This is a genomic window from Nocardiopsis gilva YIM 90087, from assembly GCF_002263495.1.
In the GTDB taxonomy this organism is placed as follows: Bacteria; Actinomycetota; Actinomycetes; order Streptosporangiales; family Streptosporangiaceae; genus Nocardiopsis_C; species Nocardiopsis_C gilva.
This window is the reverse complement of the sequence record NZ_CP022753.1, coordinates 4,150,877-4,169,558: the sequence shown is the minus strand read 5'-3', so window position 1 is coordinate 4,169,558 and position 18,682 is coordinate 4,150,877. Positions and strand designations below refer to the sequence as shown.

Below are 18,682 nucleotides of genomic sequence, written 5' to 3'. Positions count from 1 at the left end.
CGCCGTCCGGCACAGCACCACGAATGTGGCACAGCACCGATATCCATGACCAGCGAGGACGAGGACAGAGGGCGGGCATGAGCGACGGCTTCGATCAACTCTGGGCGGACCTGGAACCCTTGGGCCGGAACCGGACCACCGGCGGCTACCGGCGCTTCTCCTGGGGGGAGGCCGACGCCGACGTGCGCGCGTGGTTCGTCGCGGCCGCGACCGCCCGTGGGCTGACGGTCGAGACCGACCGCAACGGCAACCTGTGGGCGTGGTGGGGCGAGCCCGGACCCGACGCCGTCGTCACCGGATCCCACCTGGACTCCGTTCCGGACGGCGGCGCCTTCGACGGCCCGCTCGGTGTCGTCAGCGCGCTGGCGGCGGTGGACGAGCTCAAGCGCCGCGGCGTGCGCCCCTCCCGCCCGCTCGCCGTCACCGTCTTCGTCGAGGAAGAAGGCGCCCGCTTCGGTGTGCCGTGCCTGGGCACGCGGTTGCTCACCGGGGCCATTACCCCCGAACGCGCTCTCGGCCTCACCGACGCCGACGGCGTCACCTGGGAGCGCGCCATGGAACGGGCCGGGCACGACCCCGGCCGCATCGGCGCTGACCCCGACCTTCTCGGCCGCGTCGGCGTGTTCATCGAGCTCCACGTCGAGCAGGGCACCGCGCTCATCCACACCGACTCCGCCGTCGGCGTCGCCAGCTCCGTATGGCCGCACGGCCGGTGGCGGATGGACTTCTCCGGCCAGGGCGACCACGCCGGATCGACCCGTCTGGCCGACCGCAAGGACCCGATGCTGCCGTTCGCCGAGACCGTGCTGGCCGCGCGTGCCGCGGCCGAAGCCCACGACGCCGTGGCCACCATCGGCAAGGTGCACGTCGCCCCCAACGGCACCAACGCCATCCCCAGTCGGGTCCGGACCTGGCTGGACGCCCGCGCCCCCGACGAGGCCACGCTGCACGCGGTCGTCGACCACGTCGACGCCGTCGCCAAACGCGCCGCGAGTGAGCACAGCGTCTTCCACGCCCGCTACGAGGAGTCCTACACCCCCGTCGTCGACTTCGACACCGCCCTGCGCGACCACATCGCCGCGGTCATCGGCGCGGACGGCACCCCCGCCCCCGTGCTCCCCACCGGAGCCGGGCACGACGCCGGAGTCCTCGCCGCCTCGGTTCCCACTGCGATGCTCTTCGTCCGCAATCCCAGCGGGATCTCCCACGCCCCGCAGGAGTTCGCCCGTCCCGATGACTGCCACCAGGGCGTCACCGCGTTGGCCGACGTCCTGGCCGACCTGCTCCACGAGAAAGAGGAGCACGAGGAGCACCAGGAGCAGAAGGGGCAGAAGCGGCAGAAGGGGCAGGGGGAGAAGGGCTCCCCGTGACGTCGTCCGGGGCGGTGGCGGGACGTGGACGTCTCAGGCCGCCGCAGTGGGAGCGCCCCAGCCAGCCGGAGCAACGGACCGGACCTCGCGGAGCGGCGTCCACAGCACGATGACCCGCCGCCGGACCAGCGCGCTCACGGCCGACACGGAACGGCCCGACCCGGCGCCGCGAGGATCGCCCGACCCCGCGGACGGTCACAAACCAACCATGACGCGAAAGGCAAGGAACGCGTGAGCCCCAGCCCCACCTCCGGCAGACCCCACGACGACCACGCCCACCGCGCGCACCCCCGGGACGCGGTGCGCCGCTACTGGTGCGCGTGGGCCTGGACCGGCGGGGACGACGCCCCGGTCGAGGCCGACGTGGTGATCGAGGTCGGCTCGGACGGCCGGATCGCGTCGGTCACGCCCGGCATGGCGGCGCCCGCCGACGCCGAGCGGCTGCCCGGACTCACCATGGCCGGGCTCGCCAACGCCCACTCCCACGCCTTCCACCGCGCGCTGCGCGGGCGCACCCACGGCGACGGCGGCTCGTTCTGGACCTGGCGCGAGCGGATGTACGAGGTCGCCGGCCGGCTCACCCCCGACTCCTACCACCGGCTCGCCCGCGCGGTGTACGCGGAGATGGCGCTGGCCGGGATCACCTGCGTGGGCGAGTTCCACTACCTGCACCACGACCGGGTCGGCGTGCCGTACGCCGACCCCAACGCCATGGGCGCGGCCCTGGTCGCCGCCGCGGCCGACGCCGGGATCCGCATCACCGTCCTCGACACCTGCTACCTGTCCGGCGGTCTGTCCGCCGAGGGCGGGCACACCCCGCTCGACGGTCCGCAGCTGCGCTTCGGTGACGGCGGCGCCGACGCCTGGGCCGCCCGGGTGGACGCCTTCCGCCCGCAGGGCGACCACGCCCGCGTCGGCGCGGCCGTGCACTCGGTCCGCGCCGTCCCCGCCGCGCAGATCCCCGACGTCGCCGCTTGGGCCGAGGCCCGCGAGGTGCCCCTCCACGTCCACGTCTCCGAGCAGCGCGCCGAGAACACGGCGTGCCAGGCCGCCTACGGCCGCACGCCCACCGCCCTGCTCGCCGACTCCGGGGCGCTCGGTCCCCGCACCAGCCTGGTGCACGCCACCAACCTCACCGACGCCGACGTCAGCGCCATCCGGGCGGCGCGCGCCACGGTCTGCCTGTGCCTGACCACCGAGCGGGACCTCGCCGACGGCATCGCCCGCACCGGTGACCTGGTGGCGGCCGAGTGCGCCGACGGCACCGGACCCGCCGCGCTGTCCCTGGGCACCGACCAGCACGCGCAGATCGACATGTTCGAGGAGATGCGCGGTGCGGAACTGCACGAGCGGCTGCGCACCGGCCGTCGCGGCACGCTGGCCCTCTCGTCCCTGCGGGCCGCCGCCACCCTGCACGGGCACGCCTCCCTCGGCTGGGGCCCCGCGACCTCCGCCGAGGCCGGAACGCTCATCCCCGGCGCCCGCGCCGACCTGGTCACTGTCGGCCTGGACAGCATCCGGCTCGCCGGGCTCGACCCCGCCCGTGCCAGCGACGCCGTCGTGTTCGCCGCCACCGCCGCCGACGTCCGGCACGTCATGGCCGACGGCCGGTGGATCGTCCGCGATGGCGCGCACCTGACCATCCCCGACACCGCCCGCGAGCTCGACGCCGCGATCGCCGACCTGTACGCGTCGGCCTCCCGGCACCACTGACGCACGCCCAGCCCGGCGGCACCCGGAGCCCGGGCGCGCAAGAGACGCGGAAAAGACACGGAAAAGACGCGGAAGCGACCCCGACCCTCGACCGGCCCGACCAGCCCGACTGATCCGAACAGAAGGAGCACCGCAGATGACCGCACCGGCAGCGCCGACGTCCGTCCTCATCGACGGCATCGGCACCCTCGTCACCAACGACCCCGGGCTGGGGGAGGGGCCGCTCGGCGAGCTCGCCGACGCCGCGCTGCTGATCGAGGGCGGCCGCGTCGCCTGGGTGGGGTCGGCCTCGCGCGCCCCTGAGGCCGACGTCCGCGTCGAAGCGGACGGACGCTGCGTCATCCCCGGCTTCGTCGACAGCCACTCCCACATCGTCTTCGCCGGTGACCGCAGCCGCGAGTTCGCCGCCCGGATGAGCGGGCAGCCCTATGCGGCCGGCGGGATCCGCACCACGGTCGCCGCCACGCGGGCCGCGAGCGACGCCGACCTGCTGGGCAACGCGACCCGCCTGCTGCGGGAGGCACACGCCCAGGGCACCACCACGCTGGAGGTCAAGTCCGGCTACGGGCTCAGCGTCGCCGACGAGGAGCGTGCCCTGCGCGTGGCCGGGCGGCTCACCGACGAGGTCACCTTCCTCGGTGCGCACATCGTCCCCCCGGAGTACGCCGAGGACCCCGCCGGATACGTCGATCTCGTCACCGGCCCCATGCTGGACGCCTGCGCCCCGCACGCGCGCTGGATCGACGTGTTCTGCGAGCGCGGCGCGTTCGACGAGGAGGCGTCGCGCCGCATCCTCGCCGCCGGACAGGAGCGGGGGCTGCGCGCGCGTGTGCACGGAAATCAGCTCGGCGCAGGGCCGGGCGTGCGGCTGGCCGTCGAGCTCGGCGCCGCCTCGGTCGACCACTGCACCTACCTGACCGGCGACGACGTGGACGCCCTCGCCCAGTCCGCCAAGGGCGGGGACGGCACGGTCGCCACCCTGCTCCCCGGCGTGGACTTCTCCACCCGCCAGTCCTACCCCGACGCCCGCGCCCTCCTCGACGCCGGTGCCACGGTCGCCCTGGCTGGGGACTGCAACCCCGGCTCCTGCTTCACCTCCAGCATCGCCTTCTGTATCGCCCTGGCGGTGCGGGAGATGCGCATGACCCCCGACGAGGCGCTGTGGGCGGCGACCGCGGGCGGAGCCCGCGCCCTGCGCCGCAGCGACGTGGGCCACCTCGGCGTCGGCGCCCGCGCCGACCTCGCTCTGCTGGACGCGCCCAACCACATCTACCTCGCCTACCGGCCCGGCGTCCCCCAGGTCGCCGCGGTGTGGAAGGACGGGGAGATCGTCAGCGGCCGCCCCTGAGGACGGCCGTCACTCCCACCTCTCCCGTCTCTGCCGTCACTCCACGTCACTCCCCGCACCGGGTCCGCGGCACCGCGCCACGGCCGGAATCCCCGACGCCGCAGGGATTCCAGGGTTGAAGTCGACGCTAACCGCCCCGTAGCCTGCCGGAAACATAGGGTAAGCAGACTCGGAGCGAGTCGGTGCTCCCCACTGCCGATCCAACGCCGTGTCGCGGTAGGGAGCACCCATCTGTAAAGGGAGTGCTCATGACCCTGTGGCGGATCCGAACGGTCGTCGACGACCGGCCAGGTCAGCTCGCCGGGGTGGTCGAGACGATGGCCGCCCACGGCGGCAACATCGTGGGCCTGTCCATTCACGCCGACGCCGCCGGGGTGGTCGACGAGTTCATCGTCGACATCCCGGGAGAGCACCACTCGCTGCTGCGCTCGGTCAGTCGGCGCAGCGTCACCGACTCGGTGATCGCCGTCCCCGCCGAACGCCGCGAAGTGGGCGACGACGTCACCCGCGCCCTCCTGCTCACCGCGCGGCTGCAGCGCGAACCCAACCGCCTGCCCGAGGCACTCGCCGAGCTCCTGCTCGCCGACGATGCCCGGTGGACCAACCTCACCAAGCCCGTGGCCGAGTTCCCCGAGGAACCCGAGAGCACCCTGCTGGTGCCGGTCGGCCCGCTGCGTGGCGTCCGGCTGCGCCGCGAGGACCGGCCCTTCACCTGGACCGAGTCGGCGCGCGCCGACGCGCTGGTCCGCTCCGTGCTCCCGTCGGCGGGTCCCGCTCCCACCGACGGCGCCGTCGTCACCCACCACGGCACCGACCTCTACGTCTGGCAGGTAGGGGCCGGGGACGCCGCCGCCCTGCAGCGCCTGCACCTGCGCTGCTCGGCGGAGACGACGCGGCGCCGCTACTTCTCCAGCGTGCGCGAGCTCAGCCCGCGGATGCTCGGCGTCTTCTGCGACCCCGAACGCGGCCTGACCCTGGCCGCGCGGTCGCTCAAGGGCGGAGAACCCGTCGCCCTGGCCCACCTGATGTACACGCTCGACCCGGGGGTGGGCGAGATGGCGTTCCTCGTCGAGGACGCCTGGCAGGGAACCGGAGTGGGGACGGCCCTGGCACGGGCGCTGACCGCGATCGCCGCCGACTGGGGGCTCGCCGAGGTCCGCGCCGAGACCACGCCCGGCAACCGGTCGATGCTGCGCATCATGCGGCGGCTGGGCGCCTCGGTGAGCCCGCCGCGGCAGGGCGTCGTGCAGGCCCGGCTACCGGTCGCCGGTACGGTGCCGTCGCGTCGCCCCGGGCGGCTGATGACCCTGTTGAGCCAGGCCGGAGCGCCCGGCGGCACCTCGGGCTGAGACGGGGGCGGGCCGGACGCCGACCCGTTGGCGCGGACAGGAACAACAGGAACACATCGACAGAGACACATCGACGGGACCAGAAGGACGGGACCAGAACAACGGGAACACGGGAAGAATGAGGGCGGGGTCCGCGCCATGGCGCGGACCCCGCCTCTCGACCGTGCGTGAGCGGTGCGGCTCGGAGCCTCAGCCGTCGGTGCTGCCGCCTCCGGCCGGCTCGGCCGTGACGGCGCCCTCCCGCTCGGCTCGGCCCACACGGCTGTGGCGCATGCCGTAGGCGAGGTAGATGGCCACACCGACCACCATCCACACGAGGAAGCGGATCCAGGTGTCGACGGTCAGGTTGACCATCAGCCAGGCGCAGGCCAGGGCCGCGATGATCGGGAGCACCGGGACCCACGGGGTGCGGAAGGCGCGCGGCAGGTCCGGCCGGTTCCTGCGGAGGACGATCACGCCGACGGACACGATCACGAACGCGAACAGCGTCCCGATGTTGACCATCTCCTCCAGCGTGCCGATCGGCACCAGCCCGGCGAGGACGGCGACGACGGCCGTGGTGACGATGTTCATCACGTAGGGCGTGCCGAAGCGCGGGTGCGACTTGGACAGCCCGCGCGGCAGCAGCCCGTCGCGCGACATCGCGAAACCGACCCGGGCCTGGCCCATCATGAGGACCAGGATGACCGTCGTGATGCCGATGACGCCGCCCAGCGAGATGATCGAAGCCGCCCAGTCGGCACCGACCGCGCGGAACGCCTCGGCGAGCGGGGCGGGGGTGTTGAGCTCCGCATAGGGGCGCATGCCGGTGATGACCGCGGAGACGGCCATGTAAAGGATCGTCACGATGATCAGGGAGCCGAAGATGCCGATGGGCATGTCGCGCTTGGGGTTCTTGGTCTCCTCGGCGGTCGTGGCGACCACGTCGAAGCCGATGAAGGCGAAGAACACGACCGAGGCGGCGGTGATCACGCCCCAGAGGCCGTACTGGCTCGGCTCCAGGCCGAACAGCACGTGGGTGAGTGGCTCGTGTCCGATCGAGGTCTCCTGGGCGGGGACCGCGTGCGGCTCGGGGATGAACGGCGTCCAGTTGGCGGCCTTCACGTAGAAGGCGCCGACGCCGATGATCAGCAGGACGATGCCGACCTTGATGGCGACGATGACCATCGACACCCGCCCGGAGAGCTTGGTGCCGAGCGTGCTGAGGATGCCGAGGAGGACCACGATGAGGATCGCGCCGGCGTTCACCGTCCACCCGCCGACATCGAACGAGGTGGGGACGCCGGTCAGGTCGCTGGCGTAGCCGGACCAGCCCACCGCGACCACCGATGCGGCCAGGGTGAACTCCAGGATCAGGTCCCAGCCGATGATCCAGGCGAGGAACTCGCCCAGCGCCGCGTAGCCGAACGTGTAGGCGCTGCCGGCCACCGGGACGGTGGAGGCGAACTCCGCGTAGCACATGGCGGCGAGCCCGCACACGAGTCCGGCGATGAGGAACGCCAGGACGATCGCGGGGCCCGCGTTCTCCGCGGCCTGTCGTCCGGTGACGACGAAGATGCCGGTACCGATGATCACACCGATGCCGAAGATGATCAGGTCGAACCCGTTGAGGTCCTTCTTGAGCTGGTGACCGGGCTCATCGGTATCCCGGATCGACTGCTCGATGCTCTTGGTGCGCGCGAGACTGCGCAGAATGCTCAAGAGCGCCTCCGTGCCCGTTCATGGCCCTTGTGGGGCGATTGGGATGAATAACGTCGGGTGATCTTACCGGGGATTTAACCCGACCTAATACACACCGTTTAGCTATGGGTGAGCTAGACGTGGCGATTGGAGAGCCTAGATGAAGCGTCCCGGGCTGCATAGGGCGAACGCGTTTAGGTGAGCTTAATTATGTGCGTGATGCTGCCTCGGTGTGGCCGCGTCGTCGCTGCTCACCCGAGCCCGAGGGCGGGGCTGCGGCGGGATCGGCTGGCCGAAGGCGGCCGGAGAACGCAAAAGCCGGTGCCGCGCTGTAGGCGCGGCACCGGCTTTCGCGTGCGGGGTCGAAGCGTCAGGCGTCGGTGGAGTCCTCCGTGGAGGCCTCGGCCGACGGTTCGTTGTCCGAGCGCTCCGCGGCGGCCTTGGCGTCGGCCTTCTTGGTGGCGCGGCGCTTCTTCACCGGGCGGGAGTAGTCGACCAGCGGCTCGTAGCGGGTCTCGTGCTCCTTCTTGCACTCGGTGCAGGCGTCGACCTCGCGGACGGTGCCCTCCCAGGCGAACTGGATGACGTCAGTCGCCTCGACCTTCTCCTCGCGGAGTGCGTGCGGATCGCAGTACTTGAGCGTGAAGACCTCGGTGACCACGGCGGTGGCATCCCTTCGGTAGTCGGTATGGGGACTTGGCCCAGATCATACACGTGTTCGAAGGGTCCGTAGGGGGTATGGCGGACCGATTCTCGGGGTCGGATGCGCGGAGCGCGCGGACCGTGCCGCCCTCGGAAGCCTAGCGAAGTCCAAGGCCGAGCCGGGGCGGGCGAACGGGGTAGGGCAAGGGATATGAGTCACGCCGGTGTGGCGAGGGACACGTGTTATATGTGGTCTACGTTGAATAAGATCTAACTTCCGAGGAAGATTCTTTCCTCGCAATTCTCCGTTCCCGGGGGATGCGGGTGGATCGCCGCCCGAGCCTGTCCCCGACACCGACCGATTGTGAGAAGACCGATGCCAGGACAGACTCTGCCGACGAGGGCCCTGCTGGCCGACATCACCACCCTGCTCGCGCGCATCGCCATCGGCGCCGCCTTCATCATCCACGGGCTGCAGAAGCTCGGCATGGGGGTGGAGGGAGCCGGCGCCGCCTTCGGGCAGATGGGCGTCCCGATGCCGCAGATCGCCGCGATCGTGGCCATCGTCATCGAACTCGGCGGCGGTATCGCGCTGCTGATCGGCTTCGCACTGCCGGTGACCGGCGTGCTGCTGGCGCTCCAGATGGCCGCCGCCATCGTCATCGTCCACATCCCGCAGGGTCAGCCGTTCGTCTCGGCCGAGGGGGGACCCAGCTTCGAGCTTCCGCTGGTGATGGGTGCCGCCTCGCTCGCGCTCGGCTTCGCCGGCGGCGGCCTCGCCGTCGACCGGTTCCTGCCGTGGGGCGCGCGGACCACGCAGGTCCGCGTCTGAGGGGCGGGGCCGCGCCCCCGCCCCGCCCTGCCGGGTGCGCCCGACGAGTGGGCGCACCCGGCACGAGGTGGCCCCGCCACCTCGCCTCATCTCCCACCTATGCGTCCGCGTATCCGGCCAGGCGCTCACTGAGCAGCCGGACGAACCGGTCGGCGTCGACCGTGCGCCCGATCTGGGTGGGGCGGTCGCGGTCGGGGGTGCGCAGGTCAGCCACGAGCGCGCCGCGCGTGTACTCGCCGGAGCACTCCACCGTGGCCCACCCGCTCTCCCAGCCGATGATGTCCGGATGCGTCACCGCCGCGACCGCGAGCGCGTCGTGCACGGGTGAGCCCGTGGCGCCGGACGCCGCCGTGACGCGACGCGTGTAGGCACTGAGCAGCTGTCCGGCGATCCCGGCGGTCCCCGACAGAGCGGTCAGCTCCTCGGCGGCCTCCAGCGGAAACAGCGCCGCGCGCGTGACGTCGAGGCCGACGACCCGGATCGGCAGACCCGACTCCAGAACGCACCGGGCGGCCTCGGGGTCGGCGTAGAAGTTGAACTCGGCGGCCGGGGTGACGTTGCCCTGAACGAACGCGGCTCCGCCCATGATCACGATCTCCCGCAGCGCCGCGCCGGCCGCGGGGTGGCGGCGCAGCAGCATCGCGACGTTCGACAGCGGCCCGACCGCGATCAGCGTCAGCTCACCCGGCCGGGCCAGGGCCTCATCCGCCAGCCAGTCGACGGCGTGGGCCTCGCGGTGGCGGCGCGGGGAGTCGGGCAGGTCCACCCCGCCGAGTCCGCCCGGCCCGTGGACGGGCTCATCACGCATGCGGCGCTGGCGCGCGATCGGACCGGCTACCCCCGACACCAGGGGGAAATCCTCGGGAAGCCCCGTCAGATCGAGCACGCGGGCCGCGTTGCGGTCGACATCGGCCAGGGACACGTTGCCCGCCACCGTGGTCACGCCGCGCACCTCCAGCTCCGGCGAGGCGAAGGCGAGTAGCAAGGCAACGGCGTCGTCCACGCCCGGGTCGCAGTCGATCACCACGGGCGTTCTCGGTGCGTGCGCCACCGCGCCTCCTCTATGCGTTCATCCGTTGGTCGGGGTCGGACCCTGGTGCCATCCCGGATCATCCCACCCCTTTCCCCGCGTTCCTGCTCCCCTCGCCCAGGGTGATCGAGTTCCTCCTCCGCGTCGCGCTCCCGCGGCGTTCCCGCGACGGTGGAGTCACCAGTGGTGCGCTGCGGATGATCCGGAATCCCGGAAATTTGTCCGGTCGATTTGCGAATATGGGTCCGGCGGAACCTGATTCGCATATAACGTGTTCCACCACCCCGATCGGTGTCGATGTGTGTGGGGAGGCACTCCGCACAGAGGTCGATCGGTGCCGATATCGCCCAGGGGAGGGCGAATCGGAAGCGAGGGGGGAGGAGCGGGCCGCAGGTCCGCTATGGCTGGAATCTATCCACGTATTGGGGGAGGATCGTGGTCGACTATCTCGAAGGAAAACCCGGGATGGTGCCCGAAGTTGGGGAGGTGGAGTCGTTTCGCGGCAGTGGTGAGCAGCGCGGACGGGCGCAGGGAGCGACCGCATCGGCTGTCTTCGCCTCATGGAATCCGCAATTCGTCACGCTGCGCAGGCGCTCGATGGCACAAATGATCATTCTCGTGTCGATCGTTCTGGCGTGGTATATCGGTTATCTATTTATGTCCGCGTATCAGCGTGACGTCATGGGACATCAGGTCATCGGTTCGGTCAATGTCGCGCTCATTGTCGGCGTCGGGCAATTCGCCTCGACATTCGTCATCGCGTGGGCGTACGGGCGCTACGCGAGGCATCGCCTCGACCCAATCGCCGAACAGATCCGCACCGGATCCGACAGCGGACTCGCGGACGTGCCCACCGCCGTCAGCGGGAAGGCGGGACGCCCGTGATCACCGCCGAACTCGCCGCGATCCCCGAACGCACCTTCGGCGTCTCCCACCTCTGGACGCTGCTGCTGTGCGCCATGTTCATCGTCGTCACCCTCGCCATCACCGTCCGCGCGCGGCGTACCACCCGGGCCGCCGTCGACTTCTACGCTGGCGGCCGCAGCTTCAGCAGCACGCAGAACGGCCTCGCCCTGACCGGCGACTACCTCTCGGCCGCCTCATTCCTCGGGATCGCGGGCATGATCTCGCTCCAAGGCTACGACGGCTTCCTCTACTCCATCGGCTTCCTGGTGGCGTGGCTGCTGGTACTGCCGATGGCGCAGCTGATCCGCAACACCGGCCGCTTCACCCTGGCCGACATACCGGGGTTCCGGATGCGCCGGATGCGGATCCGGCTGGCCTGCGCCACGTCCACGGTGACGGTCAGCGTGTTCTACCTGCTCGCCCAGATGGTCGGCGCCGGAGCGCTGGTGACCGTCCTGCTGGGCATCGCCGAGGGCGGGACCTTCCTCGGCCTGACCGCGTCGCAGACCAAGACAGGGGCGATCGTCTTCGTCGGACTGCTGATGATCGTCTACGTCATGTACGGCGGTATGAAGGCGGCCACCTGGCTGCAGATCATCAAGGCGTTCCTGCTGCTGGCCGGAACGCTGCTGATGTCGATCATGGTGCTGGCCGTGTTCGACTTCAACGTCAGCGCGCTGCTGGGCACCGCGGCCGATGCCAGCGGCCACGGGCGGGCCTTCCTGGAACCGGGCCTGCGCTTCGGCGTCGACGTCCCGGGCGATCCCACGCAGAGCCTGATCAACAAGCTCGACCTGTTCAGCCTGGGCATCGCCCTGGTGCTGGGCACCGCGGCGCTGCCGCACATCCTGATCCGCTTCTACACGGTCCCCGACGGGCGTGCCGCGCGCAAGTCGGTCAACCGCACCATCATGCTGGTGGGCGCGTTCTACCTGATGACACTGGCCCTGGGCTTCGGGGCCGCCGCGCTGGTCGGCCCGGACCGCATTCGCGCCCAGGACCCCGCCGGCAATACCGCGGTGCCGCTCCTCGCCGAGAAACTCGGCCAGATCGCCGCGGGTCCGGCGGGCGGCGCGGTGATGCTCGCGTTCATCAGCTCGGTCGCGCTGGCCACCATCCTCGCTGTCATCGCCAGCCTCACCCTGGCGTCGTCGTCCTCGGTGGCGCACGACCTCTTCGGGCACATCCTCATGTGGGGCCGCCCCCGGGAGTCCCAGGAGGTCGGTGTCGCTCGGCTCTCCGCCGTGCTGATCGGCGTCCTCGCGATCCTGCTGGCGGTTCGCGCGCAGAACCTCAACGTGGCGTTCCTCGTCGGGCTCGCGTTCGCCATCGCGGCCGCGGCCAACCTGCCCGTCATCGTCCTGTCGCTGTTCTGGCGGCGGTTCAACACCCGGGGCGTGGAGTGGGGCATCTACGGCGGTCTGGGCACGTCGCTGCTGCTGGTGCTGTTGTCGCCGGTGATGTCGGGCAAGGTCGACCCGGCCACGGGGGAGAACCTGTCCCTGCTGCCGGAGTGGATCAACATCCAGGTGTTCCCGCTGGAGAACCCCGGCCTGGTGGCCATCCCCCTCGGCTTCGTCTGTGCCATCATCGGGACCCTGCTCTCCGACGAGCGCAACGCCACCCGCTTCCAGGAACTGCGGGTCCGCGCGCTCACCGGACTCGGGGTGAAGTAGGAGGGACGGAGGCACACGGTCACGTGAGGGCTGGGGCCTTGAGGCCGGGTCTGCTGGGCGGCCTTGTCGGCGGTTGTCTGATCCGTGTTCCGTGGAAAAGCGGCACCGAGGGTGGTGGGGTGCCGGGGTGCGCTTGTCGGCTGGCGGGTGGGGTGGGCGGCCCGAAAGCCGGATAGAGGGCCATCCGCTGCCGGGTATGCCCGGTTTGCCACAAGTTCCGCGCGGTGATCATGGGGATTCTGTCGAGAAACGGCCGGAAATTGACAGAATCCCCATGATCGTCGCCAGAACGGGCCTGCGATGGGGTGGCGGGGTGGGAAGGGGTGGGCGTTTCGTCCGGTTTTGCATGGTTGGCGCGGGGTGAATCCGTTGATCTCGGGGATATCGACCGAATACTCGCCGATATTCGGTCGATATCCCGAGATCAACGTGGGGACGGACAAAAGGGGCGCCAGGGGCGCTTTCCCGCCCGGGCGCCCCTCCCACCCGTTGGCCAACAGGGCCGCCCCACCCCCTGCCTTCGTCGGCGCCGCCCCCGTTACGGCCTCGGAACCTTCCAGCGGCGGATGCCCCACCGCTGGCCCAGCCCGCCAGGTGTAGTGCCCTCCGTACCGAAAACACGTTGCGGCCAGGCGCCGCGCCTCGCCACTATCGACACCATGCTGATCAGAGACGCGGCAGCCGCCGACTGGCCGGAGATCTGGCCGTTCCTGCACGAGATCGTCGCCGCTGGGAGACCTTCACCTGGCCCCGCGACATCGACGAGGACCGGGCGCGTGCGCTGTGGATGAAGGAGTTCCCGGGCCGCACGGTCGTCGCCGTCGACGCGCGGGGGATGTCGTGGGCTCGGCCGCGATGTATCCCAACCAGCCGGGACCCGGCGCGCACGTCGCCAGCGCCAGCTTCATGGTGGCGCCGGGGCGGGCGGGCAAGGGCGTCGGCCGCGCCCTGGGCACCCACGTCCTGGACCGGGCACGGGCCGACGGCTACCGCGGGATGCAGTTCAACGCGGTGGTGGAGACCAACACCCGCGCCGTCGGCCTGTGGCGCTCGCTCGGCTTCGGCATCGTCGGGACCGTGCCCGGGGCGTTCCAGCACCCGGAGCAGGGTGACGTGGGGCTGCACATCATGTACCAGCGCCTCTAGGGCCTCATCCGAGCAGCACCGGCGCCAGCTCACCGAGGGCGGTCACCTGCTCGGGGAGGGTGGCGGCCAGCGGCTGCACGGCCACGTGGTCGGCACCGGCGTCGCGGTGCTCCCGCAGGCGCGCGGCGATGGTGTCGGGCTCGCCCCAGGGGACGATCGCGTCGACCAGGGCGTCGCTGCCGCCGTCGGCGAAGTCCGCGTCATCCCAGCCCAGCTCGCGGAGGCTATTGACGTAGTTCGGCAGGGCCAGGTAACGGGCCATGTGGCCGCGTGCCGTGGCACGGGCGCGCCGCGGATCGGTGTCGAGGACCACGGCCTGCTCCGGTGCGAGGAGCGGCTCGGAACCGAGGGTCGCGCGGACCCGGGCGGTGTGCGCGGGCGTGGTGAAGTAGGTGTGCGCGCCGTTGGCGCGGTCGCGGGCCAGGCCCACCATCTTGGGGCGCAGCGCGGCCAGGACGCGTGGTGCGGGCGCGGGCTGCGGCTCGCCGGGGTAGTCGACGGCGTCCATCGCGTCCAGGTAGGAGCGCATCGCCGTGAGGGGTTTGCGGTACTCGGATCCGCGGGCGGCGACCAGCTTCGCGTGGCTGACGCCCAGCCCCAGGAGGAATCGGTCGGGCCACGCCTCGGCGAGGCTGGTGGCGGCCGTGGCGGCGGCGAGGGCGTCGCGCGACCAGATGCTGGCGATGCCGGTGGCCACGACCGTGCGCTCGGTGGCCGACAGCAGGATCGCCGCCTGCGAGACCGCCTCCTTGGTTCCGGGGCCGTCGCCGCCGAACCACAGGGCGCCGTAGCCCAGCCGCTCCAGCTCCCGGGCCGCCTGGCGGACCGTGGCCGCGGGGGCCACGGCCAGGGTGTGCCCGAACCACACGCCGATGGGACCCAGCCGCCGCTTGAGGTCGGCGGTGTCGGCGCGGCGGGCCCGCGGCGCCGCGGACGGGGCCCGTTCGCTGTTCTGGCCGTGCTCCCGTGTGTCCGCGAGGTCGTGCTGGTCGCTCATGTGGGTTCGCCTCTCCCGACGCCGAAGCATATGTTCGTAAGATTACGAACATAGAAGCTACATCATGTTCGCATTATTGCGAACATCTGATCAGGGGAGAGCTGAGGCATACTCAAGACCATGGCCAGCCGCACCGCCACCCCGCTCGTCCATCCCGGAGCCGATGAACTGGTGTTCACCACCGTGATGGCCGCTCTCAGCGACCCCGTCCGCCTGGGGATCGTCGCCGTCCTCGCGGACCACCCCGGCACCCCCTGCGGCACCTTCGACCTCCCCGTCGGCAAGTCCGCCGCGTCCCGCCACTTCCGCGTCCTGCGCGAGGCCGGGCTTCTGCGCCAGTGGGACGACGGCACGCGGCGCCGCAACGCCCTCCGGCGCGAGGAGTGCGACCGTCGCTTTCCCGGGATCCTCGAACTCGCCGTCGCCGAGGGACGGCGCCAGGGCAACGTGCGCGTGGCCGAGTGCGCGGATCCGGGCTATGTCCGTGCGGACCCCGCACCCCCGAACGACGCGAGCGCCCCCCACGCGACGCCGTGAACCCGCCCCAACGGCGACGGCCCTGCCTCCTCCGTTCGGATGGGGCAGGGCCGACAGCCTCACGGGCTCGTGCTTTACGGCTTTACAGGGCGCCGGGCACCTCGATGCCCTCGGGCAGCTCGGCCGCGGCGGCGTGGTCCAGCAGGAACAGGGTGCGGTTGCGCCCGCGCGCACCGCACGCCGGCACCTGCACGGCGCCGCCATCGCCCAGCGCCATGCGGACGGCATCGGCCTTGCCCTCGCCGCTGGCCAGGATCCAGACCTCGTGGGCGGCGCGGATGGCCGGCAGTGTCAGCGAGACACGGGTGGGCGGCGGCTTGGGGGCGCCGTGCACCGCCACCACGGTCCGCTCCTCCTCATACAGCGCGGGCTTTTCGGGGAACAGCGAGGCCACATGGGTGTCCGGGCCGATCCCCAGCAGGCAGATATCGAACGACGGCACCCCCGCGTGGTCCTCGGGGCCGACGGCCCGCGCCAGGTCGTCGGCGTAGCGCTCCGCTCCCGGTTCGGGCACGGCGCCGTCGGGGCCGTCGGAGGCCGGCATCGGGTGCACGCGCGCCGGGTCGACCTTGACGTGGTCCAGCAGCGCCGCACGCGCCTGGGTCTCGTTGCGCTCCGGGTCACCGGTGGGCAGGAAGCGCTCGTCGCCCCACCAGATGTCCAAGCGCCGCCAGTCGATGGCGTCGCGCGCCGGGGCCTGGGCGAGTTCGCGCAGCACGGCGATCCCGACGCCCCCGCCGGTGAGCACGATCGACGCCGTTCCGCGGGCGGCCTGCGCGTCGACCAGGCGGGTCACGATGCGCGCCGCCGTGGCCTCGGCCAGCAGGGCGGCGTCGGGGTGGACGATGATGCGGGGAGTGGTCACGCCGTCGCCCCCGTTCGCTTCATACGGCTGCGCACGTGGTGTGCCGTCCTCCCATAGATCTCGTCGGCGTCCAGGCGGCGCAGCTCCTCGGCGAGCGCCTCGGCGGCGTGCCGCCGCGACAGCGCCACCTGCTGGTCGGGCTGGTTGGGCCGCGACAGCGTGGCGACACGTCCGTCGAGCCGGTTGATCGCGATGTCGCCGCAGTCGGTGACGAGCCGGGCGCCGGTGATGCCGGGGCCGTCGGACTCCTTGCGCTCCACCGGCACTTCCAGCTGGTCCGACAGCCACGACGCCAGCAGCTCGGCGCTGGGGTAGTGCGGTTCGGCGGTGACCTCGGCAGCCGTCACCCAGCCGCACGGCTGGTCCATGGTGCTGGCCAGCAGCGAGCGCCACGGGGTGAGCCGGGTCCAGGCGAGGTCGGTGTCGCCGGGGCGGTAGTGCCGGATCCGGTCCAGCAGGTCGTTGACAGGGTCCTCGGCGCGCAGCGCGTCGGTGATGCGCCGGTGGGCGATCTGCCCCACCGGGTCCGACGCCGGATCCGTGGGGCCCTGACCCGGCCACCACGCGACCACGGGCGCGTCGGGCACCAGCAGCGGGATGACGACCGAATCGGGGTGCTCGCCCAGCGGTCCGTACAGGCGCAGCAGCAGTGCCTCGCCGGGGCCGGCCGTACCGGGGCGGCGGATCTCGGCGTCGATGGCGGGTTCGGCGTCCGGGTCGCGGCGGATCAGCGCGATGACGCGCGACGGGTGCTCGTGCCCGGCCTCGGTGGCGGCGCGCACGGCGTCGTAGTGGTCGGCCTCGTCGGTGACGATGATCAGGGTCAGCACCATGCTCATCGCCCCGCCGCCGACGCTGTGCCGCTCGGCGGCCAGTTCCTCGGAGATCTGGGAGGTCGTGGTGCGCGGCAGGTAGAGCGTCATGGTCTCCTCCATTGGCGGCCGTCGCGGCCGAGCAGCTCGTGCCCTGAGGCCGGGCCCCAGGTGCCCGCGCCGTAGGCCTCCGGGCGGCCGTTCTTGGCCCAGAACTCCTCGATCGGGTCGAGGATCTTCCAGGACAGCTCGACCTCCTCCTGGCGCGGGAAGAGCGGCGGATCGCCGATGAGGACGTCGAGGATGAGCCGCTCGTAGGCCTCCGGGCTCGACTCGGTGAACGACTGGCCGTAGGCGAAGTCCATGGTCACGTCGCGCACCTCCATGGCCGCGCCCGGGACCTTGGAGCCGAAGCGCAGGGTGACCCCCTCGTCCGGCTGGATACGCAGGACCAGCGCGTTCTGGCCGAGGTCCTCCACGTCGGTCTGGCTGAACACCTGGTGCGGCGCGCGCTGGAAGACCAGGGCCACCTCGGTCACGCGGCGCCCCAGACGCTTCCCGGTGCGCAGGTAGAACGGCACGCCCGCCCAGCGCCGCGAGTTCACGCCCAACTTCATCGCGGCGTACGTCTCGGTGATGGAGTCGGACGGGATGCCGTCCTCCTCCAAGTAGCCCGACACCTGTGCGCCGCCCTGCCAGCCTCCGGCGTACTGACCGCGCGCGGTCCCGGTGGCGAGATCGGGCGGCAGCGTCACCGCCGACAGCGCCTTCTCCTTCTCCATCCGGATCGCGTCGGCGTTGAAGGACACCGGCTCCTCCATCGCCACCAGCGCCAGCAGCTGCAGCAGGTGGTTCTGGATGACGTCGCGCGCCGCGCCGATGCCGTCGTAGTACCCGGCCCGGCCGCCCACGCCGATGTCCTCGGCCATGGTGATCTGCACGTGGTCGACGTAGTTGCGGTTCCACAGCGGTTCGAAGAGAGTGTTGGCGAACCGCAGCGCCATGATGTTCTGGACGGTTTCCTTGCCCAGATAGTGGTCGATGCGGAAGACCGCCGAGGGCGGGAACACGTCGTCGACGACCGCGTTGAGCTCTTGGGCGCTCTGCAGGTCGTGGCCGAAGGGCTTCTCGATGATGACCCTGCGCCACGCGTCGTTGTCCGACTCCGCGAGGCCGGAGCGCTTCAGCTGCGTGACGACGGTCGGGAACAGCTTGGGCGGCAGCGACAGGTAGAACGCGTAGTTCCCGCCGGTGCCCCGCTGGGTGTCCAGCTCGCGGACGGTGCGGGCCAGCTCGTCGAACACCGCGTCGTCGTGCAGCTCGCCCTGGACGTAGCGGACGCCTTGGCTGAGCTGGCGCCACACGTCCTCCCGGAAGGGGGTGCGGGCGTGCTCGCGCACCGCGTCGTGGGCCAGCCGCGCGAAGTCCTCGTCCTGCCAGTCCCGGCGGGCCACGCCCACCAGGCCGAAGCCCGGCGGCAGCAGTCCGCGGTTGGCGAGGTCGTAGATGGCCGGAAGCAGCTTCTTGCGGGCGAGGTCGCCCGTCACTCCGAACAGCACGAGCACACTCGGCCCGGCGACGCGAGGCAACCGCCGGTCGAGGAAGTTGCGCAGCGGGTTCGGGATCGCTCCCGGCATCACCGGTTCTTTCACGTGTGGAAACTCCCCGTGTGGTGGTGTGCCGCCGAGGCCCCGAGGGGCCGCGGCGCGCTGGTCGACGCTGGCCGCGGTCCGCGTCGTCTCGGTTGCTTCGTTGTACTTCGTCGCCGGCGGTTCCTGG

The 18,682-nt window shown here is 71.5% G+C and carries 16 protein-coding genes; 9 read left to right on the top strand and 7 right to left on the bottom strand.

Features of this window, described 5'->3' with window-relative positions; translation table 11 throughout:
- Window positions 1–77: 77 nt before the first annotated feature.
- The 4 genes from CDO52_RS18815 to CDO52_RS18800 all read left to right on the top strand — a co-directional run bounded on the left by CDO52_RS18815 (window position 78) and on the right by CDO52_RS18800 (window position 5,780).
- Window positions 78–1,370: an allantoate amidohydrolase gene (locus CDO52_RS18815; protein ID WP_017618079.1), complete on the top strand. Its 1,293-nt coding sequence runs from the start codon at window positions 78–80 to the stop codon at window positions 1,368–1,370.
- Between the two features lie 300 nt (window positions 1,371–1,670).
- Window positions 1,671–3,083: a formimidoylglutamate deiminase gene (locus CDO52_RS18810; protein WP_094932857.1), complete on the top strand. Its 1,413-nt coding sequence runs from the start codon at window positions 1,671–1,673 to the stop codon at window positions 3,081–3,083.
- A 136-nt stretch (window positions 3,084–3,219) separates the two neighbouring features.
- Window positions 3,220–4,431, top strand: a complete 1,212-nt coding sequence (gene hutI / locus CDO52_RS18805; protein WP_017618082.1) for an imidazolonepropionase — start codon at window positions 3,220–3,222, stop codon at window positions 4,429–4,431.
- A 248-nt stretch (window positions 4,432–4,679) separates the two neighbouring features.
- Complete coding sequence (locus tag CDO52_RS18800; protein ID WP_017618083.1) at window positions 4,680–5,780, top strand: GNAT family N-acetyltransferase; 1,101 nt, start codon at window positions 4,680–4,682, stop codon at window positions 5,778–5,780.
- 189 nt (window positions 5,781–5,969) lie between these two features.
- Here CDO52_RS18800 and CDO52_RS18795 read toward each other — a convergent pair whose 3' ends face one another.
- Window positions 5,970–7,481 carry an amino acid permease gene (locus CDO52_RS18795; protein WP_017618084.1) on the bottom strand — a complete coding sequence of 504 codons (1,512 nt, stop codon included), beginning with the start codon at window positions 7,479–7,481 and terminating at the stop codon, window positions 5,970–5,972.
- 349 nt (window positions 7,482–7,830) lie between these two features.
- Window positions 7,831–8,121 (bottom strand): hypothetical protein, encoded by a 291-nt coding sequence (locus CDO52_RS18790; RefSeq protein WP_017618085.1) that lies wholly within the window; start codon window positions 8,119–8,121, stop codon window positions 7,831–7,833.
- Window positions 8,122–8,478: 357 nt separating this feature from the next.
- Between CDO52_RS18790 and CDO52_RS18785 the strand changes: the two genes are divergently transcribed.
- Entirely contained in the window at window positions 8,479–8,934 is a 456-nt protein-coding gene (locus CDO52_RS18785; protein WP_017618086.1) for a DoxX family protein, read from the top strand.
- Window positions 8,935–9,031: 97 nt separating this feature from the next.
- Here CDO52_RS18785 and CDO52_RS18780 read toward each other — a convergent pair whose 3' ends face one another.
- Window positions 9,032–9,985, bottom strand: a complete 954-nt coding sequence (locus CDO52_RS18780) for a nucleoside hydrolase (protein WP_026125683.1) — start codon at window positions 9,983–9,985, stop codon at window positions 9,032–9,034.
- Window positions 9,986–10,399: 414 nt separating this feature from the next.
- Here CDO52_RS18780 and CDO52_RS18775 point away from each other — a divergent pair, with 414 nt between their 5' ends.
- From CDO52_RS18775 to CDO52_RS28850, 3 genes are all read left to right on the top strand, one after another.
- Entirely contained in the window at window positions 10,400–10,849 is a 450-nt protein-coding gene (locus tag CDO52_RS18775; RefSeq protein WP_026125684.1) for a DUF485 domain-containing protein, read from the top strand.
- A gap of 74 nt (window positions 10,850–10,923) precedes the next feature.
- Entirely contained in the window at window positions 10,924–12,546 is a 1,623-nt protein-coding gene (locus CDO52_RS18770; protein WP_051060696.1) for a solute symporter family protein, read from the top strand.
- 855 nt (window positions 12,547–13,401) lie between these two features.
- A complete protein-coding gene (locus tag CDO52_RS28850) occupies window positions 13,402–13,692 on the top strand; it encodes a GNAT family N-acetyltransferase (protein WP_232524247.1) in 291 nt (96 codons plus the stop codon).
- A 4-nt stretch (window positions 13,693–13,696) separates the two neighbouring features.
- Here the strand turns inward: CDO52_RS28850 and CDO52_RS18760 are convergent, their stop codons facing one another.
- Window positions 13,697–14,689: a TIGR03620 family F420-dependent LLM class oxidoreductase gene (locus tag CDO52_RS18760; protein WP_017618091.1), complete on the bottom strand. Its 993-nt coding sequence runs from the start codon at window positions 14,687–14,689 to the stop codon at window positions 13,697–13,699.
- Between the two features lie 120 nt (window positions 14,690–14,809).
- On the opposite strand from CDO52_RS18760, the gene CDO52_RS18755 reads away from it, so the two are divergent.
- On the top strand, window positions 14,810–15,226 hold the full coding sequence (locus CDO52_RS18755) for an ArsR/SmtB family transcription factor (RefSeq protein ID WP_017618092.1): 417 nt from the start codon (window positions 14,810–14,812) through the stop codon (window positions 15,224–15,226).
- An 82-nt stretch (window positions 15,227–15,308) separates the two neighbouring features.
- Here CDO52_RS18755 and pgl read toward each other — a convergent pair whose 3' ends face one another.
- From pgl to zwf, 3 genes are read right to left on the bottom strand one after another with little or no spacing between them, the layout of a single operon-like run.
- Window positions 15,309–16,091, bottom strand: a complete 783-nt coding sequence (gene pgl / locus CDO52_RS18750) for a 6-phosphogluconolactonase (RefSeq protein ID WP_017618093.1) — start codon at window positions 16,089–16,091, stop codon at window positions 15,309–15,311.
- Entirely contained in the window at window positions 16,088–17,014 is a 927-nt protein-coding gene (locus CDO52_RS18745; protein WP_094932856.1) for a glucose-6-phosphate dehydrogenase assembly protein OpcA, read from the bottom strand. The genes pgl and CDO52_RS18745 overlap by 4 nt, the downstream gene beginning before the upstream one ends.
- The gene (zwf, locus tag CDO52_RS18740; protein WP_017618095.1) at window positions 17,011–18,540 is read right to left on the bottom strand and encodes a glucose-6-phosphate dehydrogenase; all 1,530 of its coding nucleotides are present in this window, start codon (window positions 18,538–18,540) and stop codon (window positions 17,011–17,013) included. The genes CDO52_RS18745 and zwf overlap by 4 nt, the downstream gene beginning before the upstream one ends.
- Window positions 18,541–18,682: the final 142 nt, after the last annotated feature.

Bases quoted from the DNA above. Each gene is read 5' to 3' on its own strand.
- CDO52_RS18815 (WP_017618079.1), top strand. From the start codon at position 78: ATGAGCGACGGCTTCGATCAACTCTGGGCGGACCTGGAACCCTTGGGC.
- CDO52_RS18785 (WP_017618086.1), top strand. From the start codon at position 8,479: ATGCCAGGACAGACTCTGCCGACGAGGGCCCTGCTGGCCGACATCACC.
- CDO52_RS18745 (WP_094932856.1), bottom strand. From the start codon at position 17,014: ATGACGCTCTACCTGCCGCGCACCACGACCTCCCAGATCTCCGAGGAA.
- CDO52_RS18800 (WP_017618083.1), top strand. From the start codon at position 4,680: ATGACCCTGTGGCGGATCCGAACGGTCGTCGACGACCGGCCAGGTCAG.
- CDO52_RS28850 (WP_232524247.1), top strand. From the start codon at position 13,402: ATGTATCCCAACCAGCCGGGACCCGGCGCGCACGTCGCCAGCGCCAGC.
- CDO52_RS18760 (WP_017618091.1), bottom strand. From the start codon at position 14,689: ATGAGCGACCAGCACGACCTCGCGGACACACGGGAGCACGGCCAGAAC.
- zwf (WP_017618095.1), bottom strand. From the start codon at position 18,540: ATGCCGGGAGCGATCCCGAACCCGCTGCGCAACTTCCTCGACCGGCGG.
- CDO52_RS18755 (WP_017618092.1), top strand. From the start codon at position 14,810: ATGGCCAGCCGCACCGCCACCCCGCTCGTCCATCCCGGAGCCGATGAA.
- hutI (WP_017618082.1), top strand. From the start codon at position 3,220: ATGACCGCACCGGCAGCGCCGACGTCCGTCCTCATCGACGGCATCGGC.
- CDO52_RS18770 (WP_051060696.1), top strand. From the start codon at position 10,924: ATGTTCATCGTCGTCACCCTCGCCATCACCGTCCGCGCGCGGCGTACC.